Annotated in this window: 16 protein-coding genes; 10 read left to right on the top strand and 6 right to left on the bottom strand. The window is 44.3% G+C overall.

Going from position 1 to position 14,970, the window contains the following annotated elements; genetic code table 11:
• Nucleotides 1-114 precede the first annotated feature (114 nt).
• From ACFQ2J_RS01005 to ACFQ2J_RS01015, 3 genes are all read right to left on the bottom strand, one after another.
• Nucleotides 115-507, bottom strand: a complete 393-nt coding sequence (locus ACFQ2J_RS01005) for a YtxH domain-containing protein (protein ID WP_386055744.1) — start codon at nucleotides 505-507, stop codon at nucleotides 115-117.
• 119 nt (nucleotides 508-626) lie between these two features.
• Nucleotides 627-1,154 carry a tryptophan transporter gene (locus ACFQ2J_RS01010; RefSeq protein ID WP_386055746.1) on the bottom strand — a complete coding sequence of 176 codons (528 nt, stop codon included), beginning with the start codon at nucleotides 1,152-1,154 and terminating at the stop codon, nucleotides 627-629.
• 122 nt (nucleotides 1,155-1,276) lie between these two features.
• Nucleotides 1,277-1,711, bottom strand: a complete 435-nt coding sequence (locus tag ACFQ2J_RS01015) for an HIT family protein (RefSeq protein WP_386055748.1) — start codon at nucleotides 1,709-1,711, stop codon at nucleotides 1,277-1,279.
• Nucleotides 1,712-2,717: 1,006 nt separating this feature from the next.
• Between ACFQ2J_RS01015 and ACFQ2J_RS01020 the strand changes: the two genes are divergently transcribed.
• From ACFQ2J_RS01020 to ACFQ2J_RS01030, 3 genes are all read left to right on the top strand, one after another.
• Nucleotides 2,718-3,461, top strand: a complete 744-nt coding sequence (locus ACFQ2J_RS01020; protein ID WP_386055750.1) for an ABC transporter ATP-binding protein — start codon at nucleotides 2,718-2,720, stop codon at nucleotides 3,459-3,461.
• A complete protein-coding gene (locus ACFQ2J_RS01025; protein WP_386055752.1) occupies nucleotides 3,454-4,668 on the top strand; it encodes an ABC transporter permease in 1,215 nt (404 codons plus the stop codon). Before ACFQ2J_RS01020 ends, ACFQ2J_RS01025 begins: the two co-directional genes overlap by 8 nt.
• Before the next feature lie 72 nt (nucleotides 4,669-4,740).
• Nucleotides 4,741-5,457: an EcsC family protein gene (locus ACFQ2J_RS01030; protein WP_386055754.1), complete on the top strand. Its 717-nt coding sequence runs from the start codon at nucleotides 4,741-4,743 to the stop codon at nucleotides 5,455-5,457.
• On the opposite strand, the gene ACFQ2J_RS01035 is transcribed toward ACFQ2J_RS01030, so the two are convergent.
• Together ACFQ2J_RS01035 and ACFQ2J_RS01040 are read right to left on the bottom strand one after the other, a co-directional pair.
• The gene (locus ACFQ2J_RS01035) at nucleotides 5,445-6,614 is read right to left on the bottom strand and encodes a M20 metallopeptidase family protein (protein WP_386055755.1); all 1,170 of its coding nucleotides are present in this window, start codon (nucleotides 6,612-6,614) and stop codon (nucleotides 5,445-5,447) included. The genes ACFQ2J_RS01030 and ACFQ2J_RS01035 overlap by 13 nt on opposite strands.
• 124 nt (nucleotides 6,615-6,738) lie before the next feature.
• The gene (locus ACFQ2J_RS01040; RefSeq protein ID WP_386055757.1) at nucleotides 6,739-7,173 is read right to left on the bottom strand and encodes a ferritin-like domain-containing protein; all 435 of its coding nucleotides are present in this window, start codon (nucleotides 7,171-7,173) and stop codon (nucleotides 6,739-6,741) included.
• 245 nt (nucleotides 7,174-7,418) lie between these two features.
• Between ACFQ2J_RS01040 and liaF the strand changes: the two genes are divergently transcribed.
• The 5 genes from liaF (at nucleotide 7,419) to ACFQ2J_RS01065 (ending at nucleotide 10,959) form a co-directional block, all read left to right on the top strand.
• Nucleotides 7,419-8,210: a cell wall-active antibiotics response protein LiaF gene (gene liaF, locus ACFQ2J_RS01045; protein ID WP_386055758.1), complete on the top strand. Its 792-nt coding sequence runs from the start codon at nucleotides 7,419-7,421 to the stop codon at nucleotides 8,208-8,210.
• 15 nt (nucleotides 8,211-8,225) lie between these two features.
• Nucleotides 8,226-9,281: a histidine kinase gene (locus ACFQ2J_RS01050; RefSeq protein WP_386055760.1), complete on the top strand. Its 1,056-nt coding sequence runs from the start codon at nucleotides 8,226-8,228 to the stop codon at nucleotides 9,279-9,281.
• Between the two features lie 11 nt (nucleotides 9,282-9,292).
• Nucleotides 9,293-9,928 (top strand): response regulator, encoded by a 636-nt coding sequence (locus tag ACFQ2J_RS01055; protein WP_386055762.1) that lies wholly within the window; start codon nucleotides 9,293-9,295, stop codon nucleotides 9,926-9,928.
• Nucleotides 9,929-10,045: 117 nt separating this feature from the next.
• Entirely contained in the window at nucleotides 10,046-10,480 is a 435-nt protein-coding gene (locus ACFQ2J_RS01060; RefSeq protein ID WP_386055764.1) for a disulfide oxidoreductase, read from the top strand.
• A 2-nt stretch (nucleotides 10,481-10,482) separates the two neighbouring features.
• Nucleotides 10,483-10,959: a thioredoxin family protein gene (locus ACFQ2J_RS01065; protein WP_386055766.1), complete on the top strand. Its 477-nt coding sequence runs from the start codon at nucleotides 10,483-10,485 to the stop codon at nucleotides 10,957-10,959.
• A gap of 43 nt (nucleotides 10,960-11,002) precedes the next feature.
• On the opposite strand, the gene ACFQ2J_RS01070 is transcribed toward ACFQ2J_RS01065, so the two are convergent.
• A complete protein-coding gene (locus ACFQ2J_RS01070) occupies nucleotides 11,003-11,506 on the bottom strand; it encodes an antibiotic biosynthesis monooxygenase family protein (RefSeq protein WP_386055768.1) in 504 nt (167 codons plus the stop codon).
• Between the two features lie 103 nt (nucleotides 11,507-11,609).
• On the opposite strand from ACFQ2J_RS01070, the gene ACFQ2J_RS01075 reads away from it, so the two are divergent.
• Nucleotides 11,610-13,784 (top strand): transglycosylase domain-containing protein, encoded by a 2,175-nt coding sequence (locus ACFQ2J_RS01075; protein WP_386055770.1) that lies wholly within the window; start codon nucleotides 11,610-11,612, stop codon nucleotides 13,782-13,784.
• 144 nt (nucleotides 13,785-13,928) lie between these two features.
• Nucleotides 13,929-14,963 (top strand): uroporphyrinogen decarboxylase, encoded by a 1,035-nt coding sequence (hemE, locus tag ACFQ2J_RS01080; RefSeq protein WP_386055772.1) that lies wholly within the window; start codon nucleotides 13,929-13,931, stop codon nucleotides 14,961-14,963.
• Nucleotides 14,964-14,970: the final 7 nt, after the last annotated feature.

Consider the following 14,970-nt stretch of genomic DNA (forward strand, 5'->3'; position numbering starts at 1 on the left):
AGGTCTCTTACCCCTTTAGGGGGTAAGGGGCTTTTTTTGGTATTTCGCTCGATTATACGTGTCAATTGTCAGAGAAAAATTCAAAAAAAAAACGCTCGGGGAAGCCCCCAAGCGTCATTGTTCCGGATTCGGGTCAGGTGAAGTATGCTGATTGGCCTTTGCTTTTTCTTCAAGGTCTTTCAGGCTGGCTTCAATCTGTTCTAAATATTGCTGAATGTTTTTCTGATGTGGTTCAACTGTTCTTTTCCAGCTTTCCAAAGATGTTTTCACATCTTCAGACAGATCCTTGATCAGAGCAGCTCCTTCTTTTGATGTCTGGGCGATCTGATCTTTCAGTTGAATCCCTTCTTCTTTCAAACTCATGATCGTGTCTCTCAATTTTTCACTTTTCACTTTTGTATTCTCCCTAAAATCACGGCCGGAAGATTTAGTAGTCAGTAGCGTATAAGCGGCGCTTGCTACTCCTCCTACGATGAACCCCAGTAATAAAGACTTTCCGTTTGCCATCTGCAAAACCCCTTTCGAGTCCTCTTATTATCTTTATGTTTCTCTAAATATGTACGATTGAAACCTCATAATCATAATTAAACAAAAAACCTCCGGCTTGTTCAGCCAGAGGTTTATGATCATGGTTGTGTAGTTGTTCTAAGAGATGTCCGTTTCATAATTCCCTGGGTGATTGGATAAATCATGGCCATTACAATGGTATTGACTACTGCTGTCGGTAACACGATGGTAGTGAACAGAATGCCGAAGCTTCCTTCCATCAACCCGATTACAAACAAGACGATACTTAAGAAAACCGTTCCGCTCACCATGGTTCCGATTGCGGTCAACACAGGAGCAGTTACGCTTGTTTTTCCCATTTTCCTGACAAGAAGGAATAAAGCGAAGAAAGCAAATGCGGTAATCGGTTTATCGATGATGTTTGCAATCTGACCTCCAGGAACTGTAGTGGTAAGGGCAGACACAAATCCTGTTGCAAGCGACAGGATCAGGACATAGTTCGCTTTAGGGAATAAGATGATTCCCAGAAACATCATTGCCAGCAGCATGTCTGGACGCATTCCCAAAAAGAATGGTGGGACAATTGCGTGCAGGACAGCACCAATTCCAACAAGTAATGAAAGCATGACTAAAATACGGGTATTCAATTTAACCTCTCCTCTTCTCAACTGTACTGAACTATATTTACTTTCCACATGTGTCCTCATGACCGTGTGCGAAAGCATAGGTACATTATATCAGAATCCTGTCCGTTAGGGAAGATGAGTAATCAGGTTGTGATCTTCCCGTTGATGGCAGATGAAATATTCTTTAAATCGTCTTGAGAGTAGGCTTCAGCATTCGCGTTCCATTTCGCACCGAAACCATCTTCCTTCCCGTATCGCGGAATCAGATGAAGGTGAAGGTGGAACACCGTTTGGCCGGCTGCTTCTTCATTGTTGTTCAGCACGTTCATTCCATTTGGATTGAATGCCTGCTTGATTCCTTCTGCAATCCTTGGGACGCGAGCAAATAATTTTTCTGCTGTTTCAGCATCTGTTTCGTAAATGTTCTTCACATGTTTTTTTGGAATGACAAGCGTATGTCCTTTCGTTACCTGGCTGATATCCAGGAATGCATACACATCTTCATCTTCGTACACTTTTGCAGATGGGATTTCTCCCTCAATGATTTTACAGAAAATGCAATCTTCATGTCGGCTCATTTACAACCACTCCTTTTAAGACAAGCTTTGTTCCATTTTACCAAACCATATTAAGGAAGACTAATCATGTCTTTTTAGGAATAGCGATTTCCCAATGCTAAATAGTGTTTCGAGGTCAGGGAAATTACTCGCTTTCCAGCTCCATCGTCTAGACACTCGCGACATAAGCAGACCAATCCAAGAGAAGAAAGTCACTTCTCAATGGGTTGGTCTGCTTATGCGGATCGTGTCTCCCAAGACGATTCCGCATTAAGTACTTTCCATGGGCGGACGGTGAGCTTCCTCGGTCCTTCAGACCTGCGGGATCTCACCATGTCCTGTCTTCCCATAGGAGTCTCGCAATTTCCCTGACCTCTAACTAAAGTATTAATCCGGGAAATCAATTTCTTAACTACTTGTACTGCTTCGGGGTATAAAGGACAACTTCTAATATTGAAGGTGCGTTCTTTCACTTTTGATGGGGGTGGTGGGGGAATGACGAGACTCCCGTGGGAGAAGGGGCTAGGCGAGACCCCACAGGGAGTGAAACGACCGAGGAGGCTCGCCAGCTCCCCCTCAGGAAAGCGAGTTATTCCCCCACCAACCCTGAAGTATCCATAAGGGGACGCCCCCAAAAAGAAACAGAGCACCCGGTTGGGTACTCTGCTATAAAGGAGCGAGGCCGAAAAATTATGATCGTTTGTCCGGTACATTTTTCAAAAAGGAAAACCATTCAATTGAAAGGTTTCCGGAATTTCGTCAGAACCGTAATGAGCCTGCCGTCAACACCTCATTTACAGAAGATTATGGGACAGTTCACAGTATGATCTTTCACCGACACCTCATTTCGTGGATGAACATCCACTCTTTGCTTGTCCAAGTGAATCAGGATACTGCCTCGCTCCTTACTAAATAGTGTTGCGAGTTGCGTCGAAACTATGCGCATGAATTTTTTTGGCAAAGCCGGTGGACAATGGTAAAATTCAAAGATAATAACCTTGTCGGAAATGAGAGGAAGAGATGAATCATGAGTGAGTTGTTACATATAGGAGACCTGCACGGTGGGTACACACATAAAAATGTGCTGCACGGCATTTCATTTGATGTAAAGCCGAATGAAATCGTCGGTCTGATTGGACTGAACGGGGCAGGGAAGAGTACGACGATCAAGCATATCATCGGGATGATGCAAGCGAAGAAAGGAACAGTATCAATCAATGGGAAATCATTCGAACAGGACCCTGAAGGATATCGGCAACAGCTGGCGTACATCCCTGAAATGCCGATTCTTTATGATGAATTGACCTTATATGAGCATCTTCATTTGACTGCGATGGCTTATGATATACCTGAAGATGCGTTCAAAAAGCGGCTCGACCCCTTGTTGAAGGAATTCAGAATGGAAAAGAAGCTGAATTGGTTCCCTGTACATTTTTCAAAGGGGATGAGGCAGAAGGTAATGATCATGTGTGCCTTTCTGATCGAGCCTTCATTATATGTAGTGGATGAACCCTTTGTAGGATTGGATCCGCTTGGTATCCAGTCGTATCTTCAATTGATGGAGGATGTGAAACAAGCTGGAGCAGGTGTTCTGATGTCTACACATATCTTAGCGACTGCTGAGCGATATTGTGACCGATTTGTCATCATTCATGAAGGTGAACTGAGAGCAAAGGGCACCTTGGATGAATTGAGAAAATCATTTGGTATGCCGGGTGCAACGTTGGATGATTTATATATCCAGCTGACAAAGGAAGATAAAAATGTTTAAAGCAGGGGCTTTCTGGAGCAGGAGATTTTCTGAACATATGAAGGAAACAAGCAGGTATCTCCGCTACATTTTCAATGGACATTTGGCTGCTGCGTCGATTTTCTTCGTATCTGTTGCCGCTTATTATTATCAGCAATGGCTTTCTGAGTTGCCGGAGAATTACCCGACCGCAGTTATTGTCGGAATCGCTTTTGGGCTAATAGCAAGCTATAGTCCGGTGAGGACCCTGCTGAAAGAGCCTGACCTTGTTTTCCTCATGCCAGCAGAACACCGGCTCGGTGAATATTTCAAGCGATGCCTATTGTACAGCTATGTCGTCCAACTCTACTTGATTCTGGTGATAGGTGCAGCACTTGGCCCGTTATATTCCACCTCTTATCCGGGTCATGACACATCCTATTATTTAATGATGCTAGGTGTTCTCCTAGTTGTGAAAGTATGGAATCTGCTTGCAAACTGGTGGATGCTGAAAGAAAGGAATTCAAGGATTCGTGCGGTCGATTCATTACTACGAACCGTATTGAGCGTCTTCATTTTTTATTTCCTTGCAAAAGGGGATTGGGTATTTGCCGCTATCATCACAGTTCTCTTGTTTGGATTGATGATGTATAATTACGTGCTTGCCAAGAAAAAAGCCGGACTAGCATGGGACGTACTTTTGCAGAAAGATCAATCAAGAATGCGTACGTTTTATAGAATTGCGAATAATTTTACCGATGTCCCGCACTTGAAGAATACTGTAAAGAAAAGACACTGGCTCGTGAAACTCCTGACTTCAGCGATTTCGTATAAGCAGGATCGTTCCTATGACTACCTATACCGAATAACCTTTGTTAGAAGCAGTGATTATCTCGGTATGTACCTACGTTTGATCGTCATAGGCGGACTTGCCGTTTACTTTGTCACGAATCTTTGGGTGAAGGTTGCCTTCGCACTGCTTTTCCTTTATTTGAGTGCTTTCCAGATGATGACGCTCTGGAATCATCACCGGACAATTGCATGGCTTGACCTGTACCCGTTGAAGAAGGCTTGGCAGCAAAGAGCGATAACCCAATGGCTGTTACGACTGATGTTATTCCAGACATTCCTGTTCGGTCTGCTTTTCATCATCCAATGGAGCCCGGTTGGACTGATTGCCGTCTGGGTGGGAGGAACGCTGTTCAGTTATTTGTTCATCAATGGCTACGTCAAAAAGAAACTTGTTTAAAGAAAAAATGCCTCAAATGGACCCACTTATCCTTTTTGAGGCATTTTTTCGTACATAGAGGAGGCGTTATAAATGAATGCTTATGAAGAAAAGGTGTATCAAGAAGCGGTCCGCTGGAAAGTTTCAATGACCAAACGTTCCTCGATGATCCAGCGTTCATCCAAGCGAATCCAATCCAAAATCAATGCGAAAATTCCAGGGAAAGTTCATAAGGTAGTGACAGAAGCGATTCGAAAAATGATGGAAACGGCATTGTTCACTTCTGAATATATCCGTCCGATCCAAGTGGATGATGCATGGTCTTTCAGAAAAAGGGAAGAAGTCGTGGAAGAGAAGTTCAAGGAATATAAACGTACTGCAGTTCTTGAAGGTGCAGGTACTGGGGCTGGTGGCATCCTGCTTGGTGCAGCCGATTTTCCACTTCTGTTAAGTATCAAAATGAAATTTTTATTTGATATCAGCAGGATTTACGGATTCGATGTTACTACAAAAGAAGAGCGGATGTATGTGCTGCATGTGTTCATGCTTGCGTTTTCCAGTGATGACAAGCGCGTGGAAGCTCTTGAGAAAGTCCTCCATTGGGATGAAAGCGCGCCGGAGGAGTCCATTGACTGGAAGGAACTTCAGCTGGAATATCGAGACACAATCGATTTTGTGAAAATGCTACAGCTGTTACCGGGAATCGGGGCGGCAGTGGGAGCTTTTGCAAACGCCCGCCTGATGGAACAATTATCAGAGACGGCAAAGAATAGTTACCGTCTCCGTCTGTTGGATGATCATCGCTCCTGATACGACCGGTAAGCCTGAATAAGCGCTTTTGCCGCATGAGGCATTGCCTTTTCCTCGAAATTGAATTTTGGGTGGTGATGTGGATAGGTTTCACCTTCAGGCTTAGCACCTGTAAAAAAGAATGCTCCAGGCTTGGAATGCAGGTAATAAGCGAAATCTTCTCCTGCCATCACCGGATCGACTTCTCTCGTCACTAAAGTTTCGTCTGCTTTAGGTGTATCGCGCAGAATTTGTTCCGCTTCTCCAACATGATTGATGACTGGCGGGTAACCTTTTTCATAATTGAATTCGTAGTCTGCTTCATAAGCCAGGCATGCGCCTTTGATGATATTTTCCATTGCATTGATGACGGTGTCCTGTACGTCTTCATCAAATGTTCTTACTGTCCCGGTCAATTTCGCAGAATCAGAAATGACGTTGAATGCACTGCCTGCTTCGAACGTTCCGACAGTTACGACAGCAGTCTTCAAGGGATTGATCCTGCGACTGACGATCTGTTGCAGCTCGGAGACGATCTGTGATGCGATGACAATAGCATCCTTCGTCTGGTGCGGCTGTGCACCATGTCCGCCTTTACCCTTGATGGTCAACTCGAATCGATCAGCTCCTGCCATGAAGGCTCCTTTTGATGTATCAATGGTACCGAAAGGCGTATCCACCCATAAGTGAGTACCGAATACTGCATCTACATGGTCGAGTTTTCCGGTTTCCAATATCGGCTGCGCCCCGCCTGGTGCGTATTCTTCTGCATGCTGGTGTACAAATACGACGGTTCCTGGTAACTCATGCTGGTGAGCAGAGAGTATTTTTGCAACGGTCAGTAGCACCGATGTATGGCCATCATGTCCGCAAGCATGCATCACCCCGTCCACTTTCGACTTGTATTCCACTTCCGTTTCTTCATGGATCGGCAGCGCATCGAAGTCTGCACGTAAGGCAATCGTCTTGCCTGGTAAATCCCCTTTAAGTGTTGCAATGACTCCATTACCACCTACATTCTTCTCGTAAGGGATTCCCAGGTGGTCATATGTAGATGCGATATAGGCTGCTGTTTCTACTTCTTGGAATGATACTTCAGGATACTGATGGAGATGTCTTCTTGTTTTTACCATGTCTTCATAAGCTGCATCGACTTCACGGAACACGTTTTCCCACATTTAAGGTATTCCTCCTTGTACTTCGAAATGATGTGATGCATTATTGTAACACAATAATGACAATTCAGAAAAATGATCCCTATAAAAAAACATCCCGAACGATGTCGGGATGTTTCACTATTGGTCAGGATAATCTTGGGTCAGCCAATAGACGGTCCATTTCTTCCATATGACCAGTTTCATCTGCAATCATATCATCCAGCTTTACGACAAGCTCTGTCATACCTAATTCTTCTGCCTGCTGCTTCCGCTCTTCATAGCGATCAATCGTATCTTTTTCTGCGCGTCTAGCTTCCTGAAGCATATCTTTTACATCTTTCAGCTGCTTGACTTCAGCAGGAGTTGTAGTTGGTGTTCCGCCCAATGTTTTGATTTTTTCAGATAGGTATAATGCATGTCCTTGTTCATCCGCGATTTCTCCTTCGAAGAATGGCTTCAGAACAGAATAGTACATCCCTTCGACGGTAGCTGCGTTGTACGTGTACATGATAGTTGCAGCGTATTCATTTGCTAAATCCACATTTAATCCATCAATCAATTTTTGCAGTTTTTCGTCCATGAACGATCATCCTTTCTACACAAAAATTGTACATGTTTACAATACCCATAAAGAGCTGGATTAAACCATCCATGGCCATAGGAGCTCCATCTCCGTCTTAAGGCGGAGACAATCCCATACCGGGGAGCGTTATTGATCGGACGAAATTCGCTTATAGTGGTTATAGAAGGATTTCATTGGTTTGAAGGGATTTCCATACTTCGTGTCTAATGATAACTATAGAGATTAGAAAAGGGTGGACAACGATGAAAACAAGCTTTTGGAATGTACTGATCGCCATTCTGCTGATTGGCACGGGGGTCTTTTTGTTCTTGAACAATATCGATGTGATTGATGTATCGTTCCGTATATCATGGCCGATCATCATAGCAGCTCTGCTGATTACCTTCGGCTTGAAGCTGTGGTTGGAAAGCATCATTAAAAAAGGTGGTTCCTGGATCTGGGGGTCTTTATTCACCATCTACGGTACGTTACTTCTCCTAGGTGAAGTGGATGTGCTGGTGTTCAGCTTCGGCGATATTTTGAAACTTTGGCCGCTATTATTCATATATATAGGATTCGGGATGTTTTTTAAGAAAAAGAAGAAACCGAAAGTACGAATCGATATGGATTTCAATTCTGACGATGATGAGTTGGCAGATGATTCATCCGATCAGAAGGTTACGAGTAAAAAGAAGAAGCATATGGCAATCGGTGACCATTTGTACACAGCTGAGAATTGGCGGGTGGAACCGATGGATTTCTGGAATGCGGTCGGGGATTATAAATTCGATTTTACGAAAGCGTTCATCCCTGAAGAAGATACTCCTATTTCCGTCAGAGGATGGGTCGGGGATGTGAAGGTACTCGTTCCGGAGAACCTTGAGTTCAGGGTGGAAGCCAATGTCAAGGCGGGGGATATCAACATTCTCGGACAACGCGCAGATGGATTGAACCGTAAAGTGGTGTATGAAACGACAGGTTATCAAACCGCCAGACGTCGACTCACAATGTCTGTAGATCTAAAAGCCGGCGATGTCCGTGTCGATAAAGTGTAAAGGGGGGAGTCAGGGATGTTAAAACAATTGCACAGCATAAGATACATGTATATCCGCTCCCACTTGTTCGGTCTTATTTTGAATACTTTCGTCCTGTTGGCTGTACTGCTTTCCATCTATGTGTGGTTCACACCTTCCTGGCTGAGTGCCGGTGCAATTTTATTATTCGTTTCGCTATACTTTGTGCTTGGACTGTTCATGGCTTTCTATGCAGGATTCAAGTCAAGTGGTGATATGAAGGAAAGGCTCGAAGGCATCTCCACGATCATCGCACATCTATCAAGAGGAAACTTCAATGCAAGGATCCATACGCTTGAACAGGATGAAATTGCGGGCATTTCCAAGGAATTGAATGAGCTCGGGGAAAAGCTGAAACAGCAAAAGGAGTCTTTGCTCCGGCTGGCGGATGAAAAAGCAGAGTTTGCCAAAACAGCTCACAAAGCAGCTACAATTGAAGAAAGGCAACGGTTAGCGAGGGATTTGCATGATGCGGTCAGCCAGCAATTGTTCGCATTGACGATGATGTCCCAGGCCTCATTAAGAGTGTTTGATCATGATCCGAAAAAGGCGAAAGAACAGCTGGAAGAGATAACGAAAATGGCACTTCAGGCACAGACAGAAATGAGGGCGTTACTGCTCCATCTCCGACCGGTCCATTTATCAGGGGACCCACTGAAATCAGGTATTGATGGATTGATTGACGAGTTGAGGCAAAAGTGCCAGATCGACTTCCAAGTGGAATTGGATGAAGTAGAACAAATATCTGAAACGACCGAAGAACACCTATTCAGAATTGTCCAGGAAGCACTTTCCAATATCTTAAGGCATTCGAATGCGACGGAAGTGAAAGTTGCACTTGTGAAAAAGAACAGAGAACTTTTCTTACATATCGGAGATAACGGAATAGGGTTCGATACCGAAGCTAAGAAATCGAACAAAGCATCCTATGGACTTAAGACGATGAGAGAACGATGTGAGGAAATCGGAGGAAACTTTGCGATCCGTTCACGGGAAGGTGAGGGGACTCATATCGATATAAGGATTCCTATCCACGAAAGGCAAATGAAATAGGAGGGGTCAGCATGATAAGGGTTGTAGTAGTTGATGATCACGATGTGGTCCGTAAAGGCGTTGTCGCATATTTGATGACAGAACCTGATCTGGATATCGTAGGAGAAGCTTCAAGTGGAAACAAAGGGGCAGAATTAGTTAGTGAGCTGAATCCGGATGTTGTTCTGATGGATCTGATTATGGAGGACGGGACAGGAATTGATGCAACAAAAAAGATCATGAAAACGAATCCCGAGTGTAAGATCATCATTCTTACAAGCTACTATGATGATGAAAAAGTTTTTCCAGCTTTGGAAGCGGGTGCTTTCAGTTACATTCTGAAAACATCATCGGCAGAAGAAATTGCCGGCGCAATCAAGAAAGCTTACAAAGGCGAAAATGTAATCGAACCGAAAGTTGCAAGTAAGATGATGAATCGATTCCGTTCATCAGAGCGGAAACTGCATGATGATCTGACTGAGCGAGAACTTGAAGTATTGATGTGTATTGGGGAAGGGATGACGAATCAGGAGATCAGTGATTCGTTATACATTGGCATTAAAACCGTGAAGACACATGTAAGTAATATCCTTTCCAAGCTGGAAGTGCACGATCGAACCCAGGCTGCCGTCTATGCCCACCGGAATAAATTATTGAAAAAAGTATAACAAATTTCTGATCCGAATCCCTGGATTCGGATTTTTATTTGATTTTATTTTTTTGTCTTAATGCGGATAGACTTGTATAATACTTTTGTAAGATTGTCATAAGAAGGGACTCGGGAAATGGAGAAACGTGTAGATTCATCTGCGGATAATTTAATGTTCATTGCGTGGGGACAAGCATTGATCGCTACTTTAGGAAGTTTGTTTTTCTCTGAGGTCTATCATTATGTTCCTTGTGAGCTTTGCTGGTATCAGCGGATATTGATGTATCCGCTCGTAGTCATTTATGGATTGACATTATGGAAGAAGGATCTTTCCATTGCTTTACCAGGGCTTGTACTTAGTGGGATCGGTACGCTCGTATCGATTTATCATTATTCGCTTCAAAAAATTCCGGCATGGGGGGAAGTTGGGGCTTCCTGTGGGACAGTCCCGTGTAATGCAGAATACGTCAATTACTTTGGTTTCATTACGATACCATTTTTGGCATTGACCGCATTCATCGTCATATTCATTACCCACCTCATCATGATACGAAAGCAAAGGAGACAATAATTATGAAAAATAAGATGATCATTTTCATCGTTGCACTACTTGCCTTATTCGGTATTCTTGCATTTGTAGTAAATTATCAGAACCAACAGGCTTCTGAAGATAACCCGTATGGAAAAGATAATCTTAGACAATCAACGATCGAACAGCTGGATAATCCGCTCTATCAAAATCAGATGACACCAGATGAGCTGGAGGAAGAAATTGATTCCGGTGACCCGATTACGGTGTATTTCTACAGCCCGGAATGCTCATTCTGTCAGCAGACGACCCCTGTTGTCGTACCGATGACACAGGAAATGGACATCGATTTAAAAAAATTGAACATTCTTGAATTCGAACAGCCTTGGCAAACCTACAACATTGAAGGGACTCCTACGATCATCCACTTTGATAATGGTGAAGAAGTAGCAAGACTTCACGGAGCGCAGTCTCAGGATGACTTCCAGAGCTTCTTTGAAAATGAAGTGAAGGGCAAATGAAAAAAATGAGCGGGCAGCCCCCGCTCATTTTCTATGTGTATGATTATTCCTTAATATCAATCATGTGATATTTCGTGATGTATGCATTTCCATCGATGAAGGATGGCTTCTCTTTATGCTGAGGTCCAGAATTTTTATGTGCGTTTTCAAACGACTGGGAGTTCTTCCAGTTTTCAAAGCTTTGTTCGTTTCTCCATTGTGTGAAGACGATGTACGTATTTCCGCTGACGGGTCTCAGAATGCGGATCGCCTGGAAGCCATCCATTTTCTCGACACCGCCTGCCCGGTTTTTGAAGCGGTCCTCGAATACGGGACGACCTTCATCTCTGACCGGAATATTATTCATGACGACGAATCCATCCTTCTTCACATCACCGACAGCATCAACGACTTCGTAATCACGGCCTTCTTCGAAAACCTGCGCTTCACCTTCTGTGTAAGCAAGTGTCTTATCCTCTGACTGCATAAGGAAAATCGTCGCTTCCGGATGCTTGTTTTCTAGCTTTGCCAAGTAGTTTAGTGTACCATTTGTCATAGAAACTTTCATCATTCTCGTCTCCTTTCAGCTATGATTCAAGTGTAGCAAGGTGCAGGAATGAACTGCAAGTTTGAACGTCCGGGAAATTCCCACCGAGAAAGGATGCAACATCGTGAGCTTAAGAAAACAAGTGAAAGCAAAATTCTTCGCTGGTTTCATTCGACATAAATGGCCGTTGATCACGGCTTTCAGTCTGATCGGACTGGTCATCATCGGTTACCTGTTCATCCTTTTCGGGGGAAGGCTGGTAGTTGATGAAAAAGCTTTGGTTTTAGATGCCGCCACAACCATCGAGACAGAAGACGGCACGATCATCGAGAGGATGTACAAAGAAAACCGCACATTGATAACAAGTGAAGAAATACCAGAACATGTAAAGGATGCGTTCATCGCCATTGAGGACAGCCGGTTTTATGAACATTCCGGTCTGGATCCTCAGGCGATTGCCAGAGCGGTTTATAAGGATATCATTGCAATGGCAAAAGTGGAAGGTGGAAGCACGATTACCCAGCAGCTTGCCAAGAACCTTTTTCTCACTAACGATAAGACATGGATGAGAAAAACGAAAGAAGTGATGGCTGCCATTTATTTAGAGCGGAATTATTCGAAAGAAGAGATTCTCGAGCTCTACTTGAACAGTATTTATTTCGGGTCTGGTGTTTACGGGATTGGTGAAGCATCCCATCATTATTTCAATAAACCGGTAACCGAACTCACTGCCGCAGAAGGAGCAGTATTAGCTGCTCTTCCAAAAGCACCGAATACTTACTCTCCATTGAAAAATCCGGAAGAAGCACTGAAACGACGCAATGTCGTACTTAATCGGATGCATGACTTGAAAATGATCAGCACCGAGGAATTGCTGCAGTTGCAAGGAACGACTCTTGGGGCAGAAAAAGGGGAACGATCCTTTGGAACATGGTCGAACAGTTATGTCGACCTCGTCATCAAAGAAGCAGCGTCTGACTATAAACTGAGCAGGGAGGAATTGAAGCGGGGAGGTTATCGGCTCGTTGTCAATATGTATCGTGATATCCAGCAGATCGCTTATGAACAATTCCAAGAGGCGAAGTTTGTACCTGGATCGGTTGAAGGTGTGCAAGGTGCATTTACATTGATCGACCAAGATAGCGGAGCGATCGTTGCAGCCATCGGGGGCAGAGATTTTCAGCATGGGCAGCTGAATCGTGTAACAGTTAGACGGCAGCCAGGCTCGACAATTAAACCGCTTGCGGTTTATGGTCCAGCTCTCATGAAGGACTACGATCCTTATTCCATGTTAGTGGATCGCCAAATGGAATTTGGGGAGTTCGCTCCGGAAAATTATGATGAGAGCTATGATGGACTCACGTCAATGTACGAAGCACTCGTCCAATCAAAAAACATCCCCGCTGTAGGGCTGCTCGATCAAATCGGTATCGCTGAATCCAAGAAATATCTGGATAAGCTGGGTCTTCCTACAGAAGATAAAGGACTTTCCATCGCTTTAGGAGGTTTATCAGAAGGGTACACCCCACTTCAACTAGCTGAAGCCTATCGTAGTTTTGCCCATGAAGGAAAAGCTGTTGATGCTTCAGCGATTGTAAGCATCGAAGATCGCAATGGGAAAACGGTTGGATCGATGGAACAGAAGGAACGACAGGTTTTCTCAAAAGAAGTGGCACATACCATGACCCAAATGCTTCAACGCGTAATTACGCACGGTACAGGGACAGCAGGAACGTATGAGAAGGCGTTGGCTGGTAAGACTGGTACACAGCAGCACCCTCACGTCGAAGGGAAGAATAAAGACGTCTGGTTCGTCGGTTTTACGCCTGAATATGTTGGTAGCGTCTGGATGGGGTATGATCAATCGGACAAAAATCACTACTTGGAAGGCGGCAGTTCTTATCCAACGAAGCTGATGAAGTCGATATTGACTGAAATTGATAAACAAAAACAATTGAGTGACGACTTTCCGACAGCTGAAGGGTTGAAGGAATTACCGCCACCGATCGAATTGCCTATCATCACTGACTTGGAAGTCGATTTGAAAGTCGGAGGTCTCTCACTAGTCAGAGGGGAAATGACGTGGACCCCATCGTCCGACAACCGTGTCGTTTACAGGATCTATGAAAGTGTGCCCGGTCCGGACGTACGTGTGGATGAAGTAGAGGGGACAGGTAGTTACACGGTTGGAAATCTAGATCTATTTGAAGAAAGCACCTATTATATAGTGCCGTATGATCCGCTCACGAAAATGGAAGGCACGCCTTCAAATGAGGCAGTGCTGGAGTGGGATCTGTAAGTGCACTTCACTTGTTTCTGAAAGCTAAAAGGTAGAAAATAGACAATATGGTGACAAAACGCTAAAATCCCTATACAGAATACAGATTAATCGTTATAGTGGATTACGTTAAATGTTATGAACGTGATAAAGGGGTAAATACGTATGACTAGAGAATTCAACGACACGATACTTAAAGCATTCCGTGGGGAGGAGACGGATTATACTCCAGTTTGGTATATGCGTCAGGCTGGCCGTTCTCAACCTGAATACCGGAAATTGAAAGAGAAATATTCTTTGTTTGAAATTACACACCAGCCTGAAATTTGCGCTTATGTCACAAGACTTCCGGTCGAACAGTATGATGTTGATGCTGCCATCCTGTATAAAGACATCATGTCACCACTGCCTGCCATTGGTGTGGACGTCGACATCAAAAAGGGAATTGGTCCGGTCATCGATAACCCGATCCGAACCCGTGCGGATGTTGAGAAGCTAGGTACGATCGATCCGGAAAGTGATGTTCCTTACGTCATGGACACGATCCGACTTTTGACGAGAGAACAATTGAACGTACCATTGATCGGATTCAGCGGTGCACCATTCACGCTTTCCAGTTACATGATTGAAGGCGGACCTTCAAAGAACTACAGTAAAACGAAGGCGATGATGTACAGCCAGCCCGATACATGGTTCCTGCTGATGGAAAAACTGGCAGACATGGTAATCGAATATGCAAAAGGGCAGATTCATGCCGGTGCCCAAACCTTTCAGATTTTCGATTCATGGGTCGGTGCCTTGAATGCCCAGGATTACCGCACCTACATCAAGCCAGTAATGGAGCGGATATTCTCTGAGTTGAAGGAAGAAGGCGTTCCTCTGATCATGTTCGGTGTTGGTGCTCGTCACCTGGCACTGGAGTGGAATGACCTGCCGGTGGATGTCATCGGTCTCGACTGGAGAACGTCGATCAGAGAGGCGAGGGAGATGGGGATTCAAAAGCCTGTCCAGGGGAATCTTGATCCTACGCTGCTTCTTTCTGATTGGAATGCTCTGGAGGAACGAACAAAACAGATCATTGATGAAGGGAAGAATCATCCTTCACACATTTTCAACTTAGGTCATGGGGTTACACCAGATATCAAACCGGAAACGTTGAAACGATTGACTACACTTATTCACGAATACTCTAAAAAGTGATCAGGGG

Origin of the sequence: Thalassobacillus hwangdonensis, assembly GCF_042675915.1 — a bacterium.
In the GTDB taxonomy this organism is placed as follows: Bacteria; Bacillota; Bacilli; order Bacillales; family Halobacillaceae; genus Thalassobacillus_A; species Thalassobacillus_A hwangdonensis.

Coding starts and splice junctions, on each gene's coding strand:
- ACFQ2J_RS01005 (WP_386055744.1), bottom strand. CDS start 507: ATGGCAAACGGAAAGTCTTTATTACTGGGGTTCATCGTAGGAGGAGTA.
- ACFQ2J_RS01015 (WP_386055748.1), bottom strand. CDS start 1,711: ATGAGCCGACATGAAGATTGCATTTTCTGTAAAATCATTGAGGGAGAA.
- ACFQ2J_RS01020 (WP_386055750.1), top strand. CDS start 2,718: ATGAGTGAGTTGTTACATATAGGAGACCTGCACGGTGGGTACACACAT.
- ACFQ2J_RS01025 (WP_386055752.1), top strand. CDS start 3,454: ATGTTTAAAGCAGGGGCTTTCTGGAGCAGGAGATTTTCTGAACATATG.
- ACFQ2J_RS01030 (WP_386055754.1), top strand. CDS start 4,741: ATGAATGCTTATGAAGAAAAGGTGTATCAAGAAGCGGTCCGCTGGAAA.
- ACFQ2J_RS01035 (WP_386055755.1), bottom strand. CDS start 6,614: ATGTGGGAAAACGTGTTCCGTGAAGTCGATGCAGCTTATGAAGACATG.
- ACFQ2J_RS01040 (WP_386055757.1), bottom strand. CDS start 7,173: ATGGACGAAAAACTGCAAAAATTGATTGATGGATTAAATGTGGATTTA.
- liaF (WP_386055758.1), top strand. CDS start 7,419: ATGAAAACAAGCTTTTGGAATGTACTGATCGCCATTCTGCTGATTGGC.
- ACFQ2J_RS01050 (WP_386055760.1), top strand. CDS start 8,226: ATGTTAAAACAATTGCACAGCATAAGATACATGTATATCCGCTCCCAC.
- ACFQ2J_RS01055 (WP_386055762.1), top strand. CDS start 9,293: ATGATAAGGGTTGTAGTAGTTGATGATCACGATGTGGTCCGTAAAGGC.
- ACFQ2J_RS01060 (WP_386055764.1), top strand. CDS start 10,046: ATGGAGAAACGTGTAGATTCATCTGCGGATAATTTAATGTTCATTGCG.
- ACFQ2J_RS01065 (WP_386055766.1), top strand. CDS start 10,483: ATGAAAAATAAGATGATCATTTTCATCGTTGCACTACTTGCCTTATTC.
- ACFQ2J_RS01070 (WP_386055768.1), bottom strand. CDS start 11,506: ATGAAAGTTTCTATGACAAATGGTACACTAAACTACTTGGCAAAGCTA.
- hemE (WP_386055772.1), top strand. CDS start 13,929: ATGACTAGAGAATTCAACGACACGATACTTAAAGCATTCCGTGGGGAG.